The 20,851-nt window shown below is 39.4% G+C and carries 9 protein-coding genes; 8 read left to right on the top strand and 1 reads right to left on the bottom strand.

Translation table 11 applies throughout. The features are described 5' to 3' along the window. Positions 1-158 precede the first annotated feature (158 nt). The 8 genes from BM130_RS04785 (at position 159) to BM130_RS04750 (ending at position 17,705) form a co-directional block, all read left to right on the top strand. Complete coding sequence (locus tag BM130_RS04785) at positions 159-3,410, top strand: SNF2-related protein (RefSeq protein WP_010528476.1); 3,252 nt, start codon at positions 159-161, stop codon at positions 3,408-3,410. 227 nt (positions 3,411-3,637) lie between these two features. After that, complete coding sequence (locus BM130_RS04780) at positions 3,638-7,012, top strand: Eco57I restriction-modification methylase domain-containing protein (RefSeq protein ID WP_010528475.1); 3,375 nt, start codon at positions 3,638-3,640, stop codon at positions 7,010-7,012. A 569-nt stretch (positions 7,013-7,581) separates the two neighbouring features. Beyond that, positions 7,582-8,127, top strand: coding sequence for a hypothetical protein (locus BM130_RS04775; RefSeq protein WP_074964286.1), 546 nt, complete (start codon positions 7,582-7,584; stop codon positions 8,125-8,127). A gap of 452 nt (positions 8,128-8,579) precedes the next feature. Beyond that, complete coding sequence (locus BM130_RS04770) at positions 8,580-11,573, top strand: SusC/RagA family TonB-linked outer membrane protein (RefSeq protein WP_010527114.1); 2,994 nt, start codon at positions 8,580-8,582, stop codon at positions 11,571-11,573. 12 nt (positions 11,574-11,585) lie between these two features. Continuing rightward, complete coding sequence (locus tag BM130_RS04765; protein WP_010527113.1) at positions 11,586-13,106, top strand: RagB/SusD family nutrient uptake outer membrane protein; 1,521 nt, start codon at positions 11,586-11,588, stop codon at positions 13,104-13,106. A 72-nt stretch (positions 13,107-13,178) separates the two neighbouring features. After that, positions 13,179-14,669, top strand: coding sequence for an endo-1,6-beta-glucanase (locus BM130_RS04760; protein WP_010527112.1), 1,491 nt, complete (start codon positions 13,179-13,181; stop codon positions 14,667-14,669). A gap of 17 nt (positions 14,670-14,686) precedes the next feature. Then, complete coding sequence (locus tag BM130_RS04755) at positions 14,687-16,015, top strand: DUF5125 domain-containing protein (RefSeq protein ID WP_010527111.1); 1,329 nt, start codon at positions 14,687-14,689, stop codon at positions 16,013-16,015. Between the two features lie 205 nt (positions 16,016-16,220). Continuing rightward, positions 16,221-17,705, top strand: coding sequence for a glycoside hydrolase family 30 protein (locus BM130_RS04750; RefSeq protein ID WP_010527110.1), 1,485 nt, complete (start codon positions 16,221-16,223; stop codon positions 17,703-17,705). A gap of 226 nt (positions 17,706-17,931) precedes the next feature. Here the strand turns inward: BM130_RS04750 and BM130_RS04745 are convergent, their stop codons facing one another. After that, on the bottom strand, positions 17,932-20,820 hold the full coding sequence (locus tag BM130_RS04745; protein WP_010527109.1) for a triple tyrosine motif-containing protein: 2,889 nt from the start codon (positions 20,818-20,820) through the stop codon (positions 17,932-17,934). Between the last annotated feature and the right edge of the window lie 31 nt (positions 20,821-20,851).

Raw genomic sequence — 20,851 nt, 5'->3', positions numbered from 1 at the left:
ATCCAGCATGACCAGGATTGGTCGGCAATAAATGAAGTTGAAGGCAGTGCACTAATGAAAGACGGTTAGTCCATTATAGTGGAATTGCCAGGATTATGAAGATTGAAGTTGAAGAACTATTATTAGGGCGTGACAAACTTTAAGCACTTTTAAGTCAAATGGACAATAACATAAACATTAATCAGACAGATTTAACTTTTTTTACCAACGAAACAGGGAGCAGTCTTCTGGACAGATTTAAAAGGACTTTAAAAGATACCCAGTATTTTGATATACTCGTTGGCTATTTCCGAGCAAGTGGTTTTTATCAGCTATATGAAGCACTCGAGCCTGTTGAGAAAATTAGAATACTGGTTGGTTTGAATGTTGATAGAAACACCTTTGACATTCTACAGTATAATAAGCAGCTTGGAATTATTGACTTCGAATCACACCAGAGGACAAAAAAATTATATAGGCAAAACCTAAAAACGGAAATTGAAACGAGTTCCGAAAATGATAGTCAGCTTGAAATTGGGATTCGCAAATTCATTGAGTTTTTACAGACAAATTGTCCAAATGTCGAAGCTGACAAAGCCAATGGCGGTAATGGGAAAAAACTGGAAATCAGAGCTTATCCTTCTAAGAATATTCATGCTAAAGTGTATATTGGCAGATACAGGCCAGAAGACAGGGATTATGGCTTTGTAATTACCGGTTCCAGTAATTTCTCTGAATCAGGGTTAGTGGCCAACCGAGAATTTAATGTTGAGCTAAAGCAACCTGCCGACGTTCGCTTTGCTGAAAATCAATTTAATCAACTTTGGGCTGAATCAGTGGATATTTCTGAAGACTTTGTTGATACCATCATAAATAAAACCTGGCTTAACGACCAAATAACACCTTACGAGCTCTATCTCAAATTAATTTATGAATACCTCGAAGAAGATATAAATCTTGAAGACCAATTTGAGCCATTTCTGCCAGATGGGTTCATGAAATTAAAATACCAAAGTCAAGCAGTAATTCAAGCTAAAAAAATTCTAAACGCTTACAATGGAGTATTTCTTGCAGATGTTGTAGGTTTAGGTAAAACTTTTATCACTGCCCTTTTGCTTCAACAGCTTCAGGGTAGAACTTTGGTGGTTTGTCCACCGGTACTACAAGAATACTGGAAAGAATCCCTTTTTGATTTTGGCGTTCGAAGTTTTACGGTTGAATCTCTTGGAAAATTAGAACATATCATTAACCGAGGTACCGAACGTTACGATTACATTGTGGTTGACGAAGCTCACCGATTCAGAAACGAAAATACACAGTCCTATGCAAACTTACTGGACATTTGTCGTGGCAAAAAAGTAATTCTGGTTACGGCTACACCGCTCAATAATTCCGTTGACGATATTTTTGCTCAACTTAAATTATTCCAGGCACCCAAAAATTCTACTATTCCTGGCGTGCCTAATTTGGAAAAGTATTTTTCAAATTTTAGAACCAGGCTATCGAAACTAAAAAAAGATAACCCTGAGTATAAAGCACTAATTAAAGAAATTTCCGAAGACATTCGAAATAATGTGTTGCGTTATGTAATGGTGCGTAGAACAAGGCATGACGTCCAAACTTACTTTTCAAAAGACATGGAATTACAGGGATTAGTATTCCCTACTTTAAACGACCCTCATAAAATTGTTTACAATTATGAAGGTAAATTGGAAGAAATATTTAAAGCAACTATAAAACGCTTACAGGAATTCACATATGCACGTTATACACCTTTACTGTTCTATGTAGGCCACAAAAAACTCTCGGAATTTGAGAAGCAACAACAGAAAAACGTTGGTGGCTTCATGAAAGGTATATTGGTGAAACGTCTTGAAAGCAGCTTTTTTGCTTTCAGAAAAAGTGTAGACCGTTTTATCCTTTCATATGAAAAGTTTATTGATATGTTCCATTCAGGAACTGTTTATATTAGCAAAAAAGTAGATGTATATGACTTAATTGAAAATGACAATATAGATGTTCTCGAAGCTTTTGTAAATGAAGAAAAAGCACACAAATACAGTTCAAAAGATTTCAAAAAAGACTTTTTAACCAAACTTGAATTTGACCTTCAAATCCTTAAAGACATTAAAAACCTTTGGCAAAAAGTTGATTCTGATCCCAAACTCGAAAAATTTATTGCAAGTCTTAAAAGCATTGACATCTTAAAGAAAAATAAACTTGTTATTTTCACCGAATCTAAAGAAACAGGTGATTATTTATACGAAGCTTTGCAAGACGTCTTCCCCGGCAAAGTGATGTTTTACTCTAGTACAGGAGGACGACATACAAACAAAGAATTAACCTCAAATCACATTGTTTCCCGAGATATTATTCAAGCAAACTTCGACCCCAACAGAAAAAATAATGAACAGCGGGATGATATTCGAATTTTGATTGCTACTGATGTTCTTGCAGAAGGTATTAACCTGCACCGCTCAAACGTACTTATCAATTACGATTTACCGTGGAACCCTACGCGGGTTTTACAAAGAGCTGGAAGGGTAAATCGTTTAGGTAGTGCTTTTGAATACGTTCACATTTACAATTTCTTTCCCACCTCACATTCAGACAAACACCTAGGATTAGAAGTAAATATTACCAATAAAATTCAAATGTTCCATGATATTTTGGGTGAAGATGCAAAATATCTAAGTGACGGGGAAGAGTTTGGTAGCCAAGAATTATTTAATACTTTGAATAGCAAGGAAGCATATTCCGGAGAAGATGAAGAAGGCGATTCTGAGTTGAAGTATTTGGAAATGATGCGAAAAATCAGAGATGAAAATCCCGACTTGTTTAAAAAAATTAAGGAGCTGCCTAAAAAAGCCAGGTCCGGTTTCAAAAAGCTTGATATCTCAACCAATCAATTAGTAACGTTTTTCCGAATTGGTAAGCTTAAAAAGTTCTATTTAAACCAAAATGGGACATCTAAGGAAATTACATTTTTCGATGCTGTAAACCTCTTAGAATGTAATCCTAATACAAAAAGGGAAAAGATTCCGGATGATTACTATCACTTATTAGAAACCAACAAAGCTCGATTTGAGTTAGATACTTCTATGAGGGATGAACCTAAAAAAAGTAACGGGGGACGTTCCAATACCAAGTATATTGAAACCAGACTAAAAGAAAAGTCCTTCAAAAACTTTAAAGGGTTTACCGATTCTGATGAAGAGTTTATCAATGGCGTTAAAAACATGTTGCAGCAAGGTACTATGGCTAAAAAAGTGGCTCAAAAAATCAAAAAAGAGCTCGAACGAACCATTAACCCATTAGAAATGCTTAATATTTTACGAAAACATATTAGAACAGTTGCTATCGAGAACAGTAATACCCAAAATGCTTTTCAAAAAAGAGAAGTTATTTTATCTGGCTACTTAATTAAATAACGATGAAACGTGCATGGAGATGTTTGCCACAATAAGAACATTTATAAAAATTTTTAGCCGGAAGCCACAGGCAGAAGGAAAAGAAGTCAACAGTCATTAGTCAATAGTCATTAGTCAACAGTCATTAGTCATTAGTCAACAGTCTTTAGTGTTGATTAACTAATGACTATCCACTAATGCCTAAATATAGTTCCATTCGACCATTGAATTAGATTAATATTATACGAATGAACAAGAATACAGCAATACAGTTAATAGAAAACACTTTTAGCGCTCGATTTGACGAAAATCAATTCACACTTTTTATTAAAAACCTGTTGAATGACCTGGAGCAAGGCGAAAAGGTCAAATCATACTCCGGCCAATATATTTGGGACGACTTCAAAGAGCACATCAATGCATACAAGCGTATAGGGAAATACACAGACCCTAATGGTGAAGCCCTTGATGTGTTAATTGTGGAAGTGAAAAATCGACAAAAACTCGAAAGGGCCAGAACCACCCTCAGAAACTTTGTAATTAAGCATCTGAATAAGTTCGAGAAAGACCATGCCTTAGTAGCTTTTTTCAGTAAAGAAGACGATAAACAAGATTGGCGTTTTTCTTATATAAAACTTGAACACAAAGCCTTTTGGGATGAAGAAAAAGGCAAGGTAAAAACCGGGAAGGAATTTACACCGGCTAAACGCTATTCATTCCTGGTTGGTGTCCATGAAAAGGCATATACCGCTAAGAACCAATTGCTGCCATTATTGCAAAATGTGGCTAAAAATCCAACGCTGGAAGAAATTGAAGCTGCCTTTAGCATTGAAAAGGTTACGGATGAATTCTTTGAACAATACAAAAACCTTTACATCAAACTTTCCGAACACTTTGAAAACGATGGGCATATCAAAGCCGAACTTGACAAAGCCAATATTGACATTCCTCGTTTTACAAAGAAGTTACTGGGGCAAATCGTCTTCCTTTACTTCTTGCAAAAAAAGGGCTGGTTAGGAGTCCCTAAAAACGAACGGTGGGGAAATGGCGATAAAAAGTTTATACAAACCCTTTATAATAAAGCCGTTGCCAATAATAAAAACTTTTTTAAAGATTATCTGCAATACCTGTTTTATGAAGCCTTGGCCAAAGAGCGGAAAAACACCGATTCATATTATGAAAAATTTAATTGCCGTATTCCTTTTTTAAATGGCGGTTTGTTTGAACCCGGTTATGATTGGGAAAAAGCTGACATTAGCATTCCAAACTCTTTGTTCAGAAATGATGAAAAAAACAAAGCCGGAGATATTGGTACGGGGATTCTGGATGTTTTCGACCGCTATAACTTTACTATTAAAGAAGATGAACCCCTTGACAAGGAAGTGGCCGTCGACCCTGAAATGCTGGGTAAGGTGTTCGAAAACATGTTGGAAATTACCGAGCGTAAGAGCAAAGGTGCTTTTTATACCCCTAGAGAGATTGTCCATTTTATGTGCCAGGAAAGCTTGATTCACTATTTGGACAACGCTTTGGAAGGAAAAATTGAAAAGGCAGATATCGAAACCTACATCCGCCACGGACATTTTGCTCTTGAAAATGACCAACGGGTTGCTGAAAAGGGAGAAACCGAAACTTATAAATATCAATTACCTTCAAGTATCCGCCAAAATGCCGACCTTATTGATCAAAAACTCGCTGAAATTCGCATTTGCGACCCGGCCATTGGCTCGGGAGCATTTCCCGTGGGTTTATTGCATGAGTTGGTAACTGCTCATTTGGTAATAAAACCGCACCTGTCAAACAGCTATCTTAGCCAAAAACTGGATAAACTGGGTTTCCCATTCAAAGAAAGTGTAAGCGAAAGCCGTTTTGTGTACCGTTTAAAACGTCATATAATACAGGAATGTATTTATGGAGTGGATATTGATGCCTCTGCCATAGACATTGCCCGTTTGCGATTGTGGCTCTCTTTGGTGGTTGATGAAGACGACCTTGACCCCATTGAAACCTTACCCAACCTCGATTACAAAATTATACGCGGTAATTCTCTAATTGGCTTGCCCCAAACTGCCATGCGCGATTTAAATGTTGAAAAGCAATTAGAAGAATTAAAAGAAGCTTTTTATAATGAAACAGACGAATCACAAAAGAAAGTATTACAGAACAAAATCAATTTTAAAATTCGGGAGTTACTGGATTCTGCTGAAAGATATGGAGGTGACAAAATTGACTTTGACTTCAAATTATTCTTTTCTGAAGTTTGGCGAGAAAAAGGTGGTTTTGATGTGATTATTGGAAATCCCCCGTATATACAATTACAGAAAAAAGGCGGGCAATTAGCTAACCAACTTAAACATGTGGGTTTCGAAACCTTTGTTCGAACTGGAGATATTTATTCATTGTTTTACGAAAAAGGTGTAAAACTATTAAAAGAAAAGGGTATTCTTTGTTACATCACTTCCAACAAGTGGATGCGAGCAGGTTATGGAGAAAAAACACGCAGTTTCTTTACCAAATATAATCCTTTAAAATTATTAGATCTTGGTGGTGGTATTTTTGAAAGTGCCACGGTAGATACTAACATACTTTTATTACAAAAAGCCTCTAATCAAAACCATTGCTTGGCCGCAAACCTTTCTCAACTTAAAAACTTAAAAGATTTAAATAATCTTTCCTTCGTTACGCTTAAAAATCTGACTAAAGATAATTGGGTTATTACCTCCGAAATTGAACAACGGATTAAAGCAAAAATTGAAGCAAAAGGAAAACCTCTAAAAGATTGGGATATTAATATTTACAGGGGCATTCTTACCGGCTACAACAAAGCATTTGTTATTGACACCGCAAAGCGCAATGAAATTTTAGCCAATTGTAAAAGTGAAGAGGAGCGCAAACGCACAGAAAAACTTATTAAACCACTGTTGCGGGGCCGTGATATCAAACGATACAGGGCAGATTGGGCAGGGCTGTGGTTGATTGGAACATTCCCTGCTTTAAAATTAAATATAGATGACTATCCAACAGTAAAAAATTATCTTAAAAGTTTTGGAAAAAAATTACACCAAACAGGGGAAGAATACATAGATGAAAATGGACAAAAACAAAAAAGTCGAAAAAAAACGGGTAATAAATGGTTTGAAACACAAGACCAAATCGGGTATCACCAAGAGTTTGAAAAAGAAAAGATTATTTTTCAAGAAATGGTTCAAGTTTCTTCTTTTCTATATGATGATAATCATAACTTTTATTGCTTGGATACAGGTAGAATAATTACAGGCAAGTCAATTAAATATCTAGTTGCTATTTTTAATTCAAAATTGTTTTTTTATGCAATAAAAAACTTTTATGGTGGAGGGGGGTTAGGAAATACAGGAGTTCGAATGAAACACACCTTTTTCAGAAAGTTTAATGTACCAAAAGCCACATTTAATAATAGAATTGAATATTTTGTAGAACAAATTCATTCAGCAAAAGAACAAGGTAAGGATACCACCACATTAGAGCAACAAATAGACTACTTAGTGTACAAGCTGTATGATTTGAGTTATGAGGAAGTAAAAGTAATAGATCCGGAGATTTCTTTATCAGAAGAGGCTTACAATAATCTCAAATTAGAAAGTTGATATAAATGTTAAACTAATTTTGCTGAGGATTTGGGATAAACAGCGAAATCCTATAAAACACGCGTAACGACCTTTACCACAAAGGTAATCGTAAAAAAGGGACAGAAAAAAGTTTATATAGTCATGAATTAAAATTCAATTGGTTATGTAGACTTACCCTTTATAGGACTGCATAGAAACAAACCGGTTTAATGAGGAAAAAACACTGCATGCAAAAATTGTAAACATTAAGAGCCAAGGTGCCTGTTCTTTGTTTGAATCCGTTGAAATGGTGCAAAAAAAACAAGGAATATTTCAAATCCATATTTTCTAAATAATTATAAATTCAACAAATAAATATTTGAAGGAGAAAACCCACAATCATTAAGGTGTGCATGGCGTCTCAACAACTTTGTTTTTGCGCTGCCTGTCGTATAACTATCAGGAAACCGCCAAAAAGAATTGTGGCCGGATTATCCCCAACCGGCTAAAGACGACAAATGCACGCCTTTGTCCATTTGGTATGCTGCTAACCAGGAAGACAACCCTGCATTTGGAAAACAGATTAACAGAAAGATGCACTAATCTTCATGCGGAAGGCCATTACATCGCTGCAGCGAGGTTTCGGCAACTCCCGAAGGTCATTGCAACGCTGCAGGAAGGTTTCGGGAACTCCCGAAGGCCATTGCAACGCTGCAGCAAGGTTTCAAATCACTCTGGAAGCCATTGCAACGCTGCAGCGAGGTTTCAAATCACTCTGGAAGCCATTACATCGCTGCAGCGAGGTTTCAAATCACTCTGGAAGCCATTACAACGCTGCAGCAAGGTTTCAAATCACTCTGGAAGCCATTACATCGCTGCAGCGAGGTTTCAAATCACTCTGGAAGCCATTACATCGCTGCAGCGAGGTTTCAAATCACTCTGGAAGTCATTGCAACGCTGCAGCGAGGTTTCAAATCATTCTGGAAGCCATTGCAACGCTGCAGCAAGGTTTCAAATCACTCTGGAAGTCATTGCAACGTTGCAGCGAGGTTTCAAATCACTCTGGAAGCCATTGCAACGTTGCAGCGAGGTTTCAAATCATTCTGGAAGTCATTGCAACGCTGCAGCAAGGTTTCAAAGAAAATATTCACTGAGCTGTGTTCCCGGTAAAATAATTAGTATAACGTCATGGCAAAATCATAGTTCAACTTCTCTGGTTTTGAGAAAAAAAGAAAAAATTAATCAGGACACAGTTTTATTAACACTCCCCTATTTTCGTTTTGCTCCTTGGGCAGAATAGTTCTTCTCTGTTCGATTTTCCCACCGGAAATTTTTAATCGGCGTTTCTTCCTGATTAAGGGCTAAAGTCCTTAATCTGTTCGGATAAAAACAAAAAAGATTTAAAGCCTGATAATCAGTATAGTAAAATTAAATGAAGTAGTAATGAATACCTCTTTCTCCGACGTGATGTAATTAAGATGTAAGGAATTGTTTTACTCCCGCCATTCGAAAAATTTACTTTGCTTTTCATTAGTTAATGTTTGTTTGCAAAGCCATTAAAAAATACGGGAAATTCGAATTAGTGTGTTAACTAAATTTAAATGCAATGAAGATAAAAGCAAAGTATTTCAATGAGATGGTAAAAATCTCATGGCGTTTGTTCCTGCTGGGAGCCTTTTTTCTCCTTACGCATAGAACTTTTGCACAGGAACTGACCGTTAACGGAATCGTTACCGATGAGCAAAATTTGCCTTTACCCGGCGCATCGGTAGTAATTAAGGGTACTACCAGCGGAACCATCACCGACTTGAACGGAGAATATACCCTTTCTGCCGGGGCGGATGATATTCTCGTCTTTTCCTTTATTGGAATGAAAAAACAGGAGGTGGCAGTGGATGGCCGTTCACGAATCGATATCCAAATGGAAGTCGAGACGGAAACATTGGAAGAACTGGTGGTGATAGGATATGGTTCCGTAAAAAAGAAAGATGTTACTACCTCTATCTCTACTGTTTCTACCAAAGAATTGGAAAAGAAACCCATTACCAATGTGGCGCAGGCAATACAGGGACGGGCTGCCGGAGTCTCGGTGATGAAACCCAGCGGTTCCCCCGATGCCGGAATGGTGGTAAGAGTGCGTGGTACTACCTCCCTGAACGGTAATAATGATCCTTTATATGTAGTTGATGGGGTACCTATGACCGACATTTCCTATCTGTCGCCCACCGAAATCGAAAGTATGCAAATATTGAAAGATGCCTCTTCCGCTGCCATTTATGGCTCCCGGGCGGCTAACGGTGTCGTCATTATTACTACAAAAAACGGAAAAGCGGGGGTAGCGAAAATTACTTTTAATGGTTACATGGGTATTACCGACCTGACCAATGAAATTGAATCTTTGAATCTTGAACAATATCGTGAATTACTTAATGATTTAGAACTCAATATTAACCTGCCCGATAATCTTACCGATCAAACCGACTGGTACGATGAAACCTATCAGACAGCCTTGACTCAAAACTATCAGCTTTCCATATCCAATGGCGATGATAAAATGAACTATTACATTACCGGTGGTTATACCCGGGAAGAAGGGGTGATTAAGGTCTCTTTTTTCGAACGCTACAACTTTAAGGCAAATCTTCAGAATGAAATTCGTCCCTGGCTAAAGGTCGGCGCTAATATCTCCTATTCTGACTATACCGGAAACGGCATTATATCAGGTACCGGTTCAAACCGGGCAGGTGTTGTATTGTCGGTTATTAATACCCCCACATATGCTCCCGTTTGGGATCCTGATAATCCCGGTCAATATTATAACAATTTTTATGGGGTTAATATTACTCACCCGGTCGAAAATATGTCCCGGAGTGAAGATAATGAGTCCAATAACCAAAGATTACTGGCTACCGGTGATGTTGAAATTGCTTTTGCCCCCAATCTGAAACTGAAATCTTCCATAACTCTTGACCGAAGCTATAATCATTCAGTATCCTTCCTGGATCCGGTGAAAACTGCCTGGGGGCGATCCAATTATGGTATGGGTAGCGACACACGCTCGCTTAGTACCGTCATGATATATGATAATGTGCTTACTTATAACCAATCGTGGGATAAACACAATTTTGATTTGATGCTGGGAAGTTCAGGAACTACTTCCGAGTGGTCTCAAAGTTACCAGTCTGCATCTCATTACCGCGATGGTAGTATCAAAACGTTAAATGCTGCCAATAAGATTTCGCCATACAACGGAACGGTTGCCGCCGAGTGGGCTATAATGTCCTATTTTGGTCGTCTGGGCTACAATTTTGATGACAAATATCTTATTACCTTGAATATGCGTGCCGATGGTTCATCTAAGTTGCATCCCGACCATCGTTGGGGCTATTTTCCTTCCGCATCAGCGGCATGGAGAGTCTCTTCCGAGCCCTTTATGGCTGATATTTCATGGATCGATGACTTGAAAATCAGAGGTGGCTGGGGACAAACAGGTAACCAATCCGGCCTGGGCGATTATGCCTATCTGGAACGATATAATATAATTCGCCAAAACTGGTGGGAAGAAGGAAATGAAAATGCCACTGTTAGTCTTAGTCAGGCAAATTTGAGAAATACTGATCTTACCTGGGAAACTACTACTCAAACCAATATTGGGCTGGACCTTACTATTCTTAAAAGCCGATTGACTTTTAATATGGATTGGTACTATAAGAAAACCACTGATATGTTAATGACCGTCGACCTCCCTGCCGGATCGGCTGCAGCTAGTACCATAAGTCGTAATGAGGGAGAGATGACCAATAAAGGCTTTGAATTCATGGTAAGTTCTCACAATATCACGCGTCCCAACTTTAAATGGGATACCGATTTTAATATCTCATTTAACCGGAATGAATTGACCAGCCTTGAGCTTACTAAAGTTTATTATTATGCTATTACCAGTGAATATGTTAACGAATATGCTGTTCGTATTGAGCCCGGCAGGCCGCTGGGTAGTTTTTACGGATACATCAGCGATGGGGTAGACCCCGAAACCGGAGAACTTATCTATCGCGATGTAAATGGTGACGGCATTCTTTCTACCACCGACCGTACCTACATCGGTGATCCGAATCCTGATTTTACCTTCGGATTAACCAATAATATTTCTTACAAAGGATTTTCTCTTAATGTTTTGATTCAGGGAAGCTATGGAAACGACATATTCAATGCTTCACGTATCGAAACGGAGGGTATGTATGACGGGAAAAACCAATCTACTGCGGTTCTGGACAGGTGGAGAATTCCCGGCCAGATCACAGACACCCCTAAAGCCGGTTTCGATATTAAGACTTCTTCTTATTTTGTTGAAGATGGTAGTTATCTGAGAGTTAAAGATATCACTCTGGCCTACGAGTTTCGGAAAGACTTTCTCAAGCGACTGGGTATTGCCAGATTACAACCTTATGTGTCGGCAACCAATCTAATTACCCTTACCAATTATTCAGGTATGGACCCCGAAGTTAACCAATGGGGCAATAGTGGGGCTGTTCAGGGTATCGATTGGGGAACCTATCCTCAGACCAAATCATTTGTTTTTGGTGTAAATGTTGAATTTTAATCGATTACAATTATGAAAATGATAAATATTTTGATTAAAGGATTCGGGATATTTTTGCTTTTGATAATATCCTTCTCTTGTTCTCTGGATAAAGATCCTTTGTCCGAGTTTTCGGAAGTAACCATCGGCAGTTCAGATGATGATGGTGACCGTATTAAGTTTGAAACCCGTAGCGAAATGTTGACTCAATATGAAGGGATGTATGAACTTTTCAGAAGTCGTCAGGAACACTGGTATCTCGATTATCTTATGATTACCGAAGTGCGTTCCGACAATGCCTATGCCGGCACCGTTGGGGCAGAAGTAATGCCCTTCGAAAACAATTCACTGGACGGAGGTAATAGTGTCATTACGCGTGATTGGAATCGGTACCTTGAAGATATTGCCTATGTAAATTCCATAATCGAAAACATCGATTTAGTGCCGGATCCTTCGTTTTCGGAGGAGGAAAGAGCACAGTGGAAAGCCGAAGCCAAAATTTTCAGGGCTATGGTTATGCTCGATATGGTCCGTTTCTGGGGTAATATTCCGGTAATTACCAAAGAGGCCGAGGATATTACCGCCGAAAATATTGAAGAGGTTTATCCTACCTATTTCCCGAGTCAAAATACACCTGAGGAGGCTTATCAACAAATTGTGGATGATTTAACTTCGGCGATTCCCGATGCCCCTGAGGCCGGCGATGACAAAACCATTCTTACAAAGGCGGTGGCTCGGTCGCTGTTGGCTAAAGCCTATGCCGAAAAACCCATTCGTGACTATGATAAAGTGATCGAATATTGCGATGCCGTTATCGCGGACGGGTTCCAACTTGTGGATGATTATTCGTTGCTTTTCAGAATGAACGAAGCAGGAACCGACATTGAAGCACGAAACACTTCCGAGTCGATTTTCGAAGTCCAATTCTTTACCGGTAGCGGTAACTGGGTTACATGGATGTTTGGACGTAACCTTCTTGACTGGGATCAGAATTTCTCATGGGCCAAATGGGTGACACCTTCACGAGACCTTATTGCTGCTTTTGAAGACGAAAATGATGACATCCGAATGGGCCAATCCATCGTTTATTATGATTGTAATTGGAGCCTCTATTATCCTTCCGACTATTATCCTTTCATGTACAAAATACGGTCGGGCAACAATAGTATTATCAAGCTACGTCTGGCCGATATCATGCTTTTAAAGGCCGAAGCTCTTGCCTGGAAAGGCGAACTAAATGCCGCAGCTGATATTGTAGACCAAATTAGAGCGCGTGTTGATTTGCCGGGGTTGTCCGAGTCGGTTAAGGCATCTCAGGAATCGATGATTGAGGCTGTATTGAACGAACGACGGCTGGAACTTGCTTTTGAGGGGCACCGTCTATTCGACCTTATACGCAACGGGAAATTACAATCCGTAATGAACTCTGTTAATGACAGAGATAGTGGCCGATTATCACAATCCAGACCTTTTACTGAAGATTCGGAACTGCTTCCCATCCCGCAAACCGTGCTGGATGCCAATACCAATCTTGTTCAGAATCCGGGTTATTAATTTGATATAAAATTGTCGAATGATGAGTGGTCTGTTTCATAATTTTTTAGACCCTTAATTAAACATTTGAAGATGATAAAGGAATTTTTTTATATGACAATTTTAGGGCTGGTTTTCATGTCGTGCAGTGCCTGTTCGGAAGACAAGAATGACAGTCCCGACGAAGAGCCTAATGACATTCCCGAAGTGGGAGATGTTACCCTGTATGTTACAACGGCTAACCGTGCTTACGATTTTGCCCAAAAAGCTGTTGATTTTAGTCAAACATCAAACATGTCTCCAACCACCATTACGCTGGACCCCTCAACGCGGTATCAGGAAATGGATGGTTTTGGCGCTGCTCTTACAGGATCATCCTGCTATAATCTTTTGCAGATGGATCCTGCCGACCGAACCGCTTTTCTCAAACAAACCTTTTCACACGATGAGGGAATGGGCTACAGTTATGTACGTATCTCTATCGGCTGTTCCGATTTTTCACTGAGCGAATATACCTGTTGTGATACACCGGGTATAGAAAATTTTAGTCTGCAAAGTGAAGAAATTGATTATGTGATTCCTGTTTTAAAGGAAGTGCTGGCAATTAATCCCGACCTTAAGATTCTGGGATCACCGTGGACTTGCCCCAGGTGGATGAAGGTCAATAATCTTACCGATTTGCAACCCTATAATTCCTGGACCGGCGGACATTTAAATCCTGAGTACTATGATGATTATGCCACCTATTTTGTGAAATGGATTCAGGCTTTTGCCGGTTATGGCATTGATATTTATGCCATAACACCGCAAAATGAACCGTTGAATACCGGTAATTCGGCTTCGCTGTTTATGGGCTGGGAAGAACAACGCGATTTTGTAAAAATATTGGGACCTGCGCTTCAGGAGGCAGGCCTTGAAACCAAGTTGTATGTTTTTGATCACAATTACAATTACGACAATATGAGTGATCAGGAAGATTATCCGGTTAAAATTTATCAGGATGAAGACGCAGAACCATTTATTGCCGGTGCTGCTTATCATAATTATGGCGGCAATATCGATGAATTGCTCGATATACACGAAAAGGCACCTCACAAAGAATTAATCTTTACCGAAACATCAATAGGTACCTGGAACGATGGACAAAATCTTGCTGTCAGACTGATGGACGATATGGAATATGTAGCCCTGGGAACTGTTAATAGGTGGTGTAAAGCGGTCATCGTCTGGAATCTGATGCTGGATTCCAACCGCGGACCCAACAGAGAAGGAGGATGTCAAACCTGTTACGGTGCAGTGGATATCAGCTCGCAAGATTATAAATCCATTAGCCGTAATTCTCATTACTACATTATTGGTCACCTGGCCAGTGTCGTAAAGCCGGGGGCTGTACGTATTAATACTTCCGGGTATGAAGAGGATGGAATTCTTTACAGTGCATTCCAAAACACCGATGGATCCTTTGCTCTGGTGTTAATGAATAACAGAGATGAGAACAAATCTATTACCATAAGCGATGGTACTAACCACTTCACCTATGTTGTCCCTTCAAAAGCGGTTGTATCATATCGTTGGAATCAATAATTTTAAATAGCAGAATTATGAAAAAGATTATATTTTTCTTCAGTTTATTATTACCGGTTTTTTTCTTTGTCGCCTGCGATGATGATGAAGAGGTTACCGGACAACCTCAGCTGGTGTTAAATAGTGAAATTTCTCAGGCAAATTTTGGCGATAGTATCTCTTTTTCGGCCACGGTAAGCGATGCCGATAATGTGCCGTTATCTACTCTTAAAGCTCAGTTGTATTTCGGCGATGAGATGGTGCAGGAAACAGTGATTCGTACCAAAACCGAAGGAGATTACAGTGGCAAAATATTTGTCCCGTTTCTGAAAGATGTTCCCAACGGAACGGCTACCCTCAAATTTATCTTGCAAAATATCCGATTTGCCATTGAGGAACAAAGCATGGGTGTTGACCTTTCACGACCCGATTATCCCTATTTGATTTTAGTTACCGATGATGGAAATGAGTATCAGATGGATCGTTCCGAGCTGTATCAATATACCGTTACGGCAAATTTCCCGCAAAAAGTTAATGGATACATTAAAACACCGGTGCTTAATGAGCAGGGTAATGTAATTACGTTTGGTTGGGAAGACGGAGACATCATACAGGGAAGCAATTCCCCAATTACATTTTCCAATTATGCTGCGGGTGAATATGCTATTTCTTTCAATACCCTTACTTATGAGGCCGCTCCATTTATTACTTTGGAATTTGCCGGAGAAGAGATGGCAATGATTGATGCCAATAATTATAAAGTGGAGATGGAGCTGGAGCAAAATCAATCCATTGAAGTTACCGGTATACCGGATATAGAGCAATGGTGGATCGACCCCGACTTCTTTGTCGCCAATGAAGACGGTTCGTATACTTTTCTGCCTGTTTCCGGGAAGTATAGGGTTATCGCCAATTTTGAACTGAGCTATTTTATTGTGGAGGCCATGTCGGGTGATGAGACGGCTACTTTGCAGGATGATGGTAGTGGAGCCTTATGGATTATTGGTACTGATATTGGCAAACCTTCATTAGAAAACGAAGTGGGATGGAATACCGATAGAGCCCTTTGCATGGCACAAATTACTCCCAAAAAATATCAGGTAACGGTAGTTGCCGGACAGTCGATTAATCCTTCAAGTATCAACTTTAAGTTTTTCCATCAAAAAGGATGGGGTGGGGAGTATAAAAACGATAATCTAACAACCTCAAGTGATATTGTTTTCGTGGGCGATGGCTCAAATGGAAGGGATCCCGGAAACCTCGGACTGGTGGATGGGGTAACATTGACCGAAGGAGCTGTCTATGTTTTTGAAGTGGATATTACTGCCGGAAAAGAAAATGCCGTCTTGACTGTCAAAAAATTATAAGTTTTTATAACTTGATTTCAAAAAAAGGATCCTTTACTGATACCCCTTAATCGGTGTGGATATCATCCATTCACCGGTGAGGGGGGTGTTGAGAGGTAAGCCTTTAAAAACATTGGTTCCCGAAATTTCGGGAGTCAATGTTTTGGTTTTTTCGTTACTCCTTTACACACAACTAATAAAGTTATTACAAAAAACTGTTAGAATTATGAAGAAATTGTTTAGTGCATTGGTACTTTTGGCTTTTGGGTTTTCGGGATGCAATAATGCACCAAATGAGAAAACCGAATCAATAACCGATAAGTTAAACCAAAAGGGAAATACCATTTCTGCTACTTCGGCAGTAGTCTACCGAACAGCCAAAGAGACACAGGACCGGCTCAGCAAGGTGGGTGCCATTTCATTCGAAGAGTTTCGCCAGCCTCTGGAGACCCAACCCTGTGTTTTTATTGACCCATCAAATACTTTCCAGACTTTCCTGGGGGTGGGAGGTGCCTTTACCGATGCCTCGGCCGAGGTATTTGCCAAATTATCGGCTCAAAAGCAACAGGAACTTCTGGATGCCTATTTTGGAGAGAAGGGAATTAACTACACTTTTATGCGTACACATATTGCCAGTTGTGATTTTTCAAGTGAAAGTTATGACTATGTGGATGAAAACGATTCAGCACTGGCGACATTTTCTGTTGAGCACGACCTTAAATATCGTATTCCTTTCATAAAAAAAGCGATGGATATTGTTGGTGAGGATTTTAAAATGTTTGTGAGTCCCTGGAGTCCGCCCGCATGGATGAAAGATAATAACAACCGGTTGAGGGGCGGTAAGCTTCTTGACAAATACAAACAATCATGGGCCAATCACTACGTGAAATTTATCCGGGCCTATGAGCAACAGGGTATTCCCGTATGGGGCTTGTCGGTTCAGAACGAGCCAATGGCCGTTCAGCGATGGGAGTCCTGTATCTATACTGCCGACGACGAAAGAGATTTTGTGAAGTATTATTTGGGGCCTACCCTCGAAAAACAGGGCATGAGTGATAAAAAACTGATTGTTTGGGACCATAACCGCGACCTGATTTTTCAACGGGCATCAGTTATCTTCAACGACCCGGAGGCTTCCAGATATATTTGGGGTATCGGGTTTCACTGGTATGAAACCTGGACAGGCAGTGATATGCAGTTTAATAACCTAAAAGCAGTGAAAGAAGCTTATCCCGACAAAAATCTGGTATTTACCGAAGGTTGTGTAGAGGCATTTAATTATGACAGGTTAAATGATTGGGGGCTTGGAGAAAGGTACGGAAAGTCCATGATTAATGATTTTAACAACGGAACGGTTGCCTGGACCGACTGGAATATCCTTTTGGATGAAAATGGTGGGCCCAATCATGTTGGCAACTATTGTTTTGCGCCCGTGCACGCCAATCTATCGATGGACCAATTGATATACACAAACAGTTATTACTATATTGGACATTTTTCAAAATTCATTCGTCCGGGAGCACGTCGAATCAGCTGTGCCTCCAGTCGTGATGTGCTGCAAGCCACTGCTTTTATGAATCCGGACGGTACCATTGTGGTAGTGGTAATGAATGTTTCCGAAGAAGCAATGCCCTTTAAATTATGGATGAACGGGAAAGCTGCTTCTATTAATAGTTTACCACATTCAATCGTTTCGGTGGTTATGAATTAAATAGTATCCGGGAGTCTGAACAAACCGGAAGAAGGTGTCTGAAAAGCTAAATAATGCCGGGTGGTTTTGTAGAACTGATATAAAGCCGGTAATTATTAATGTCAATGGCAAAATCGACTTTTTTGACACCTTCTTTTTTTATAAATTTTCAATTCTAATTTGTCGTATCTTCGTTGCAGTAGGGTCCTGTTTTTTCTTATTCTAATTTCTTCGGGCATTAAAACAACTAAGAATCTATCAATTCCTGGATGCCGGGATATTTCTTTTTTAATCTGTATCTTGCTGTTTCGACACCTCTCACCGAAATATTGAAAATACTGGCAATCTCTTTATTGGCCAGTTCCATTTTTATAAAGGCACATAACCTGAGGTCTTTGGCAGAAATAGCCGGGTATCTGCTTTTAAGTTCATTGAAAAGGTCCTGATGAACCCGCTCGAGGTTAGTATCAAATAATTGATATTGCGATTCATCATTAAGGCTCATTTGTATTTTCTTGACCATCTCCAGGATACTTTTTCGTACTGTGTCGTTTCCGGCATTTTTTCTGACATTGTTGAGTTCCGCTTGAATGTCGATCAATAATTCCCGCATCTTGGCAATCAGAAGGGCATTATTTACCAGGTCTTTGCTTTTTTCAATATTTTCTGCCTCCATGCGCTTTTTTTCTTGCAGAATGATCTGGTTTTCCCGCTCTATTTCTCTGGCTTTTTGAAGTTGCTTTTCTTCTTCGCGGGTCTTTTCCTTTTCTTTTAATATGATTTTCTGAACCTGTTTATAAAGACTAAAGATAATGGTTATTCCTACCCCGATCCAGAAAATAATCCATGGCCAGGTGGCATACCATGCCCGTTCAACAGTGAATGTTACCTTTGCAACGTTGGTGAATTCGCCCGATAGACTTTTCGCTTTTACTTTTAATGTATAATCTCCCCATTTTAAGAATGAAAAATTAACATCGGGTTTTTCTTGCCAGGGTGACCAATCACTCATATAACCTTCCAAAAAGTAGGCATAGCGTATATTGGTTTTATCTTTGATAAACGGTGCCGAAAAATGAAATTTAATGTTGTAAACCTCATTGGGAAATACTATGGGAGTTTCAAAGAACTTCATGTTGCGGGTAATGGTGGTATCTTTGAAACTATAGCTAATGCTTCTTATATGGGTTTTAGGGTGGTTGATTGTGTTGATTCCTTTTGGTGGACTGGATTTATAGGCGAATAATCCATGGGTAGTGCCAATTAATACTTCATTGCTGCCGTTTAACGGGACGATACATTCCATACCCCGGTTAAGGGTCCCTTTTAGAGATAAAAATGGATCTGTTATTACCGCATTATTATTTGTGTGATCAATGAATGCAATTTGGTCATCGATAACACACCAGGTGGTGTCGCCATGGGCGATTAATTGCCGGATGTTTTTATCGTTTCCCAGCAGGGTAGTCAAAAATTTGTGAACCTCAAAGCGGCCGGTCGCTTCATTGAATACATATAGCCCATGATTGGTTGAAAAGATATCTTCCCCCCGCCATTGATGCACATTGATATTAAATGTCGATGGCAGTCCATTTTGTTCACTAAAATGTTCCGTGGAAACAATTCTCGAATGGTTTTCATTGGTCTTTATTCTATAAACCCCCTTGTAGCCATGGCAAACCCAATAAGAGTGTTCCTGACCGCCAACAGCCATTAAATCGCGTGTGGATTCCTCAAATCCGGGAATTTTTTCATGTATTACCTCTACACCCAATGGTGTAAGGTGTATAGAACCCAGACCATTGTATGTACATACAAAATAATGACTTGTCGACTGTGAAGATATGGGATATAGTTTCCAAACACCTGAGAAATTTCCTATTCTGACTGTTTTATTCTCCAAAATTTGAAATAAGCCTCTGTCATGGGCACAAAAAAGCTTGTCGTTTATAACCTTGAGTGACCAGGCCTGCCCTTGCAAACCCTGTATTCTGGTAAATTCATTTTGACTGATAATCGTATCCGTGGTATGTGTTGAAGAGTGAAAGACTCCCTGATTGGTGGCTATGTATAACCGGTTTTTAAACCATAATGCATCGTATATGGACGACCCCTGAAACATTAAAGTTAAGGGTGCATGGGGATCAAAAAAATCAAGGCCTTTGTTCAATAATATCCATATTAAGCCCTCCCGGGATTCGAACAGATTCAAAACGGTTTTATCCTGTAGTTCAGTAAAGGTTCTAACCTGTTGTATCCTATCGCCTTTAATTTGCCAGGAGATTAATTTATGGCTTAGGGTCCCGGTATATATTATGCCGGAAGTAGACTTGATTGCCGAGGTAAAGACTTCCGGCCCTCCGGTTGTAAGACTTAATCTTTTTTGAACGGTTTTTGTGCTGAGGTTTACTGAATAGATATTCCCGGCCTTGGTCAATATTAATATATGTTCTTTTTGATCGGAGGATAGGATATTTACTATTTCTTCATTGTTAAGCCGCTGTGTGGATAAAAATGGTGTGAATTGCGATGTTCGGACGTCCAGAGTAAATAGAGTATTACCATCTAAAACAAACAAATGGTTTTTACAAATGCCGGCATATCCAAAATAATCTTCCGGCTCAATAATTTTGTAATTACCGTTGTCAAGAAGACATATATAATTAAAACTCTGAAAAATGATTGTACCATCCTTTTCCAATATTTTCCAAACATTTCCGAAATCTTTGTATTTGTCAGGCAGGTTGGTAATTAATGATTGATAAGTAAAACCATCATCCTCTTTATTTTTTATTATTCCAAATTCATTGAACCCTCCCGCATAAATTGTCCCGTCAGAAGCACAATACAGACTTCTGACCGAGCTGTTGTTGGGTAATGTGGCTTTGTCCCATCGCTCGCCGTCGAAGCGCAAAACCCCTGTGTTATTGCCGAGATACATTAATCCTGCTGTATCCTGACATGCCGTCCAAAATTGTGAATCACTGTTATAATCGGTATGCGAAAAGTGATATACCGGCGGATTACCAATGATGGACCTCTTGGCATTTGGGTAGGCTTCAAAAGTGAAAAGCAGAAGGTATATTAATACCCCCATAAAGCCGCCCGGAAATTTCTTTTGGTTTTGTTTATGCATGCCTGATATTAAAAACAATTTGATTTTTTTA

The sequence above is a fragment of the Thermophagus xiamenensis genome (genome assembly GCF_900112795.1).
Lineage (GTDB): Bacteria > Bacteroidota > Bacteroidia > Bacteroidales > Marinilabiliaceae > Thermophagus > Thermophagus xiamenensis.
This window is presented reverse-complemented; position numbering and strand designations above follow the sequence as displayed.

Excerpts from the sequence above, each read along its gene's own strand:
- BM130_RS04780 (WP_010528475.1), top strand. The coding sequence starts at position 3,638 with ATGAACAAGAATACAGCAATACAGTTAATAGAAAACACTTTTAGCGCT.
- BM130_RS04755 (WP_010527111.1), top strand. The coding sequence starts at position 14,687 with ATGAAAAAGATTATATTTTTCTTCAGTTTATTATTACCGGTTTTTTTC.
- BM130_RS04745 (WP_010527109.1), bottom strand. The coding sequence starts at position 20,820 with ATGCATAAACAAAACCAAAAGAAATTTCCGGGCGGCTTTATGGGGGTA.
- BM130_RS04760 (WP_010527112.1), top strand. The coding sequence starts at position 13,179 with ATGATAAAGGAATTTTTTTATATGACAATTTTAGGGCTGGTTTTCATG.
- BM130_RS04765 (WP_010527113.1), top strand. The coding sequence starts at position 11,586 with ATGAAAATGATAAATATTTTGATTAAAGGATTCGGGATATTTTTGCTT.
- BM130_RS04750 (WP_010527110.1), top strand. The coding sequence starts at position 16,221 with ATGAAGAAATTGTTTAGTGCATTGGTACTTTTGGCTTTTGGGTTTTCG.
- BM130_RS04770 (WP_010527114.1), top strand. The coding sequence starts at position 8,580 with ATGAAGATAAAAGCAAAGTATTTCAATGAGATGGTAAAAATCTCATGG.
- BM130_RS04775 (WP_074964286.1), top strand. The coding sequence starts at position 7,582 with ATGCGGAAGGCCATTACATCGCTGCAGCGAGGTTTCGGCAACTCCCGA.
- BM130_RS04785 (WP_010528476.1), top strand. The coding sequence starts at position 159 with ATGGACAATAACATAAACATTAATCAGACAGATTTAACTTTTTTTACC.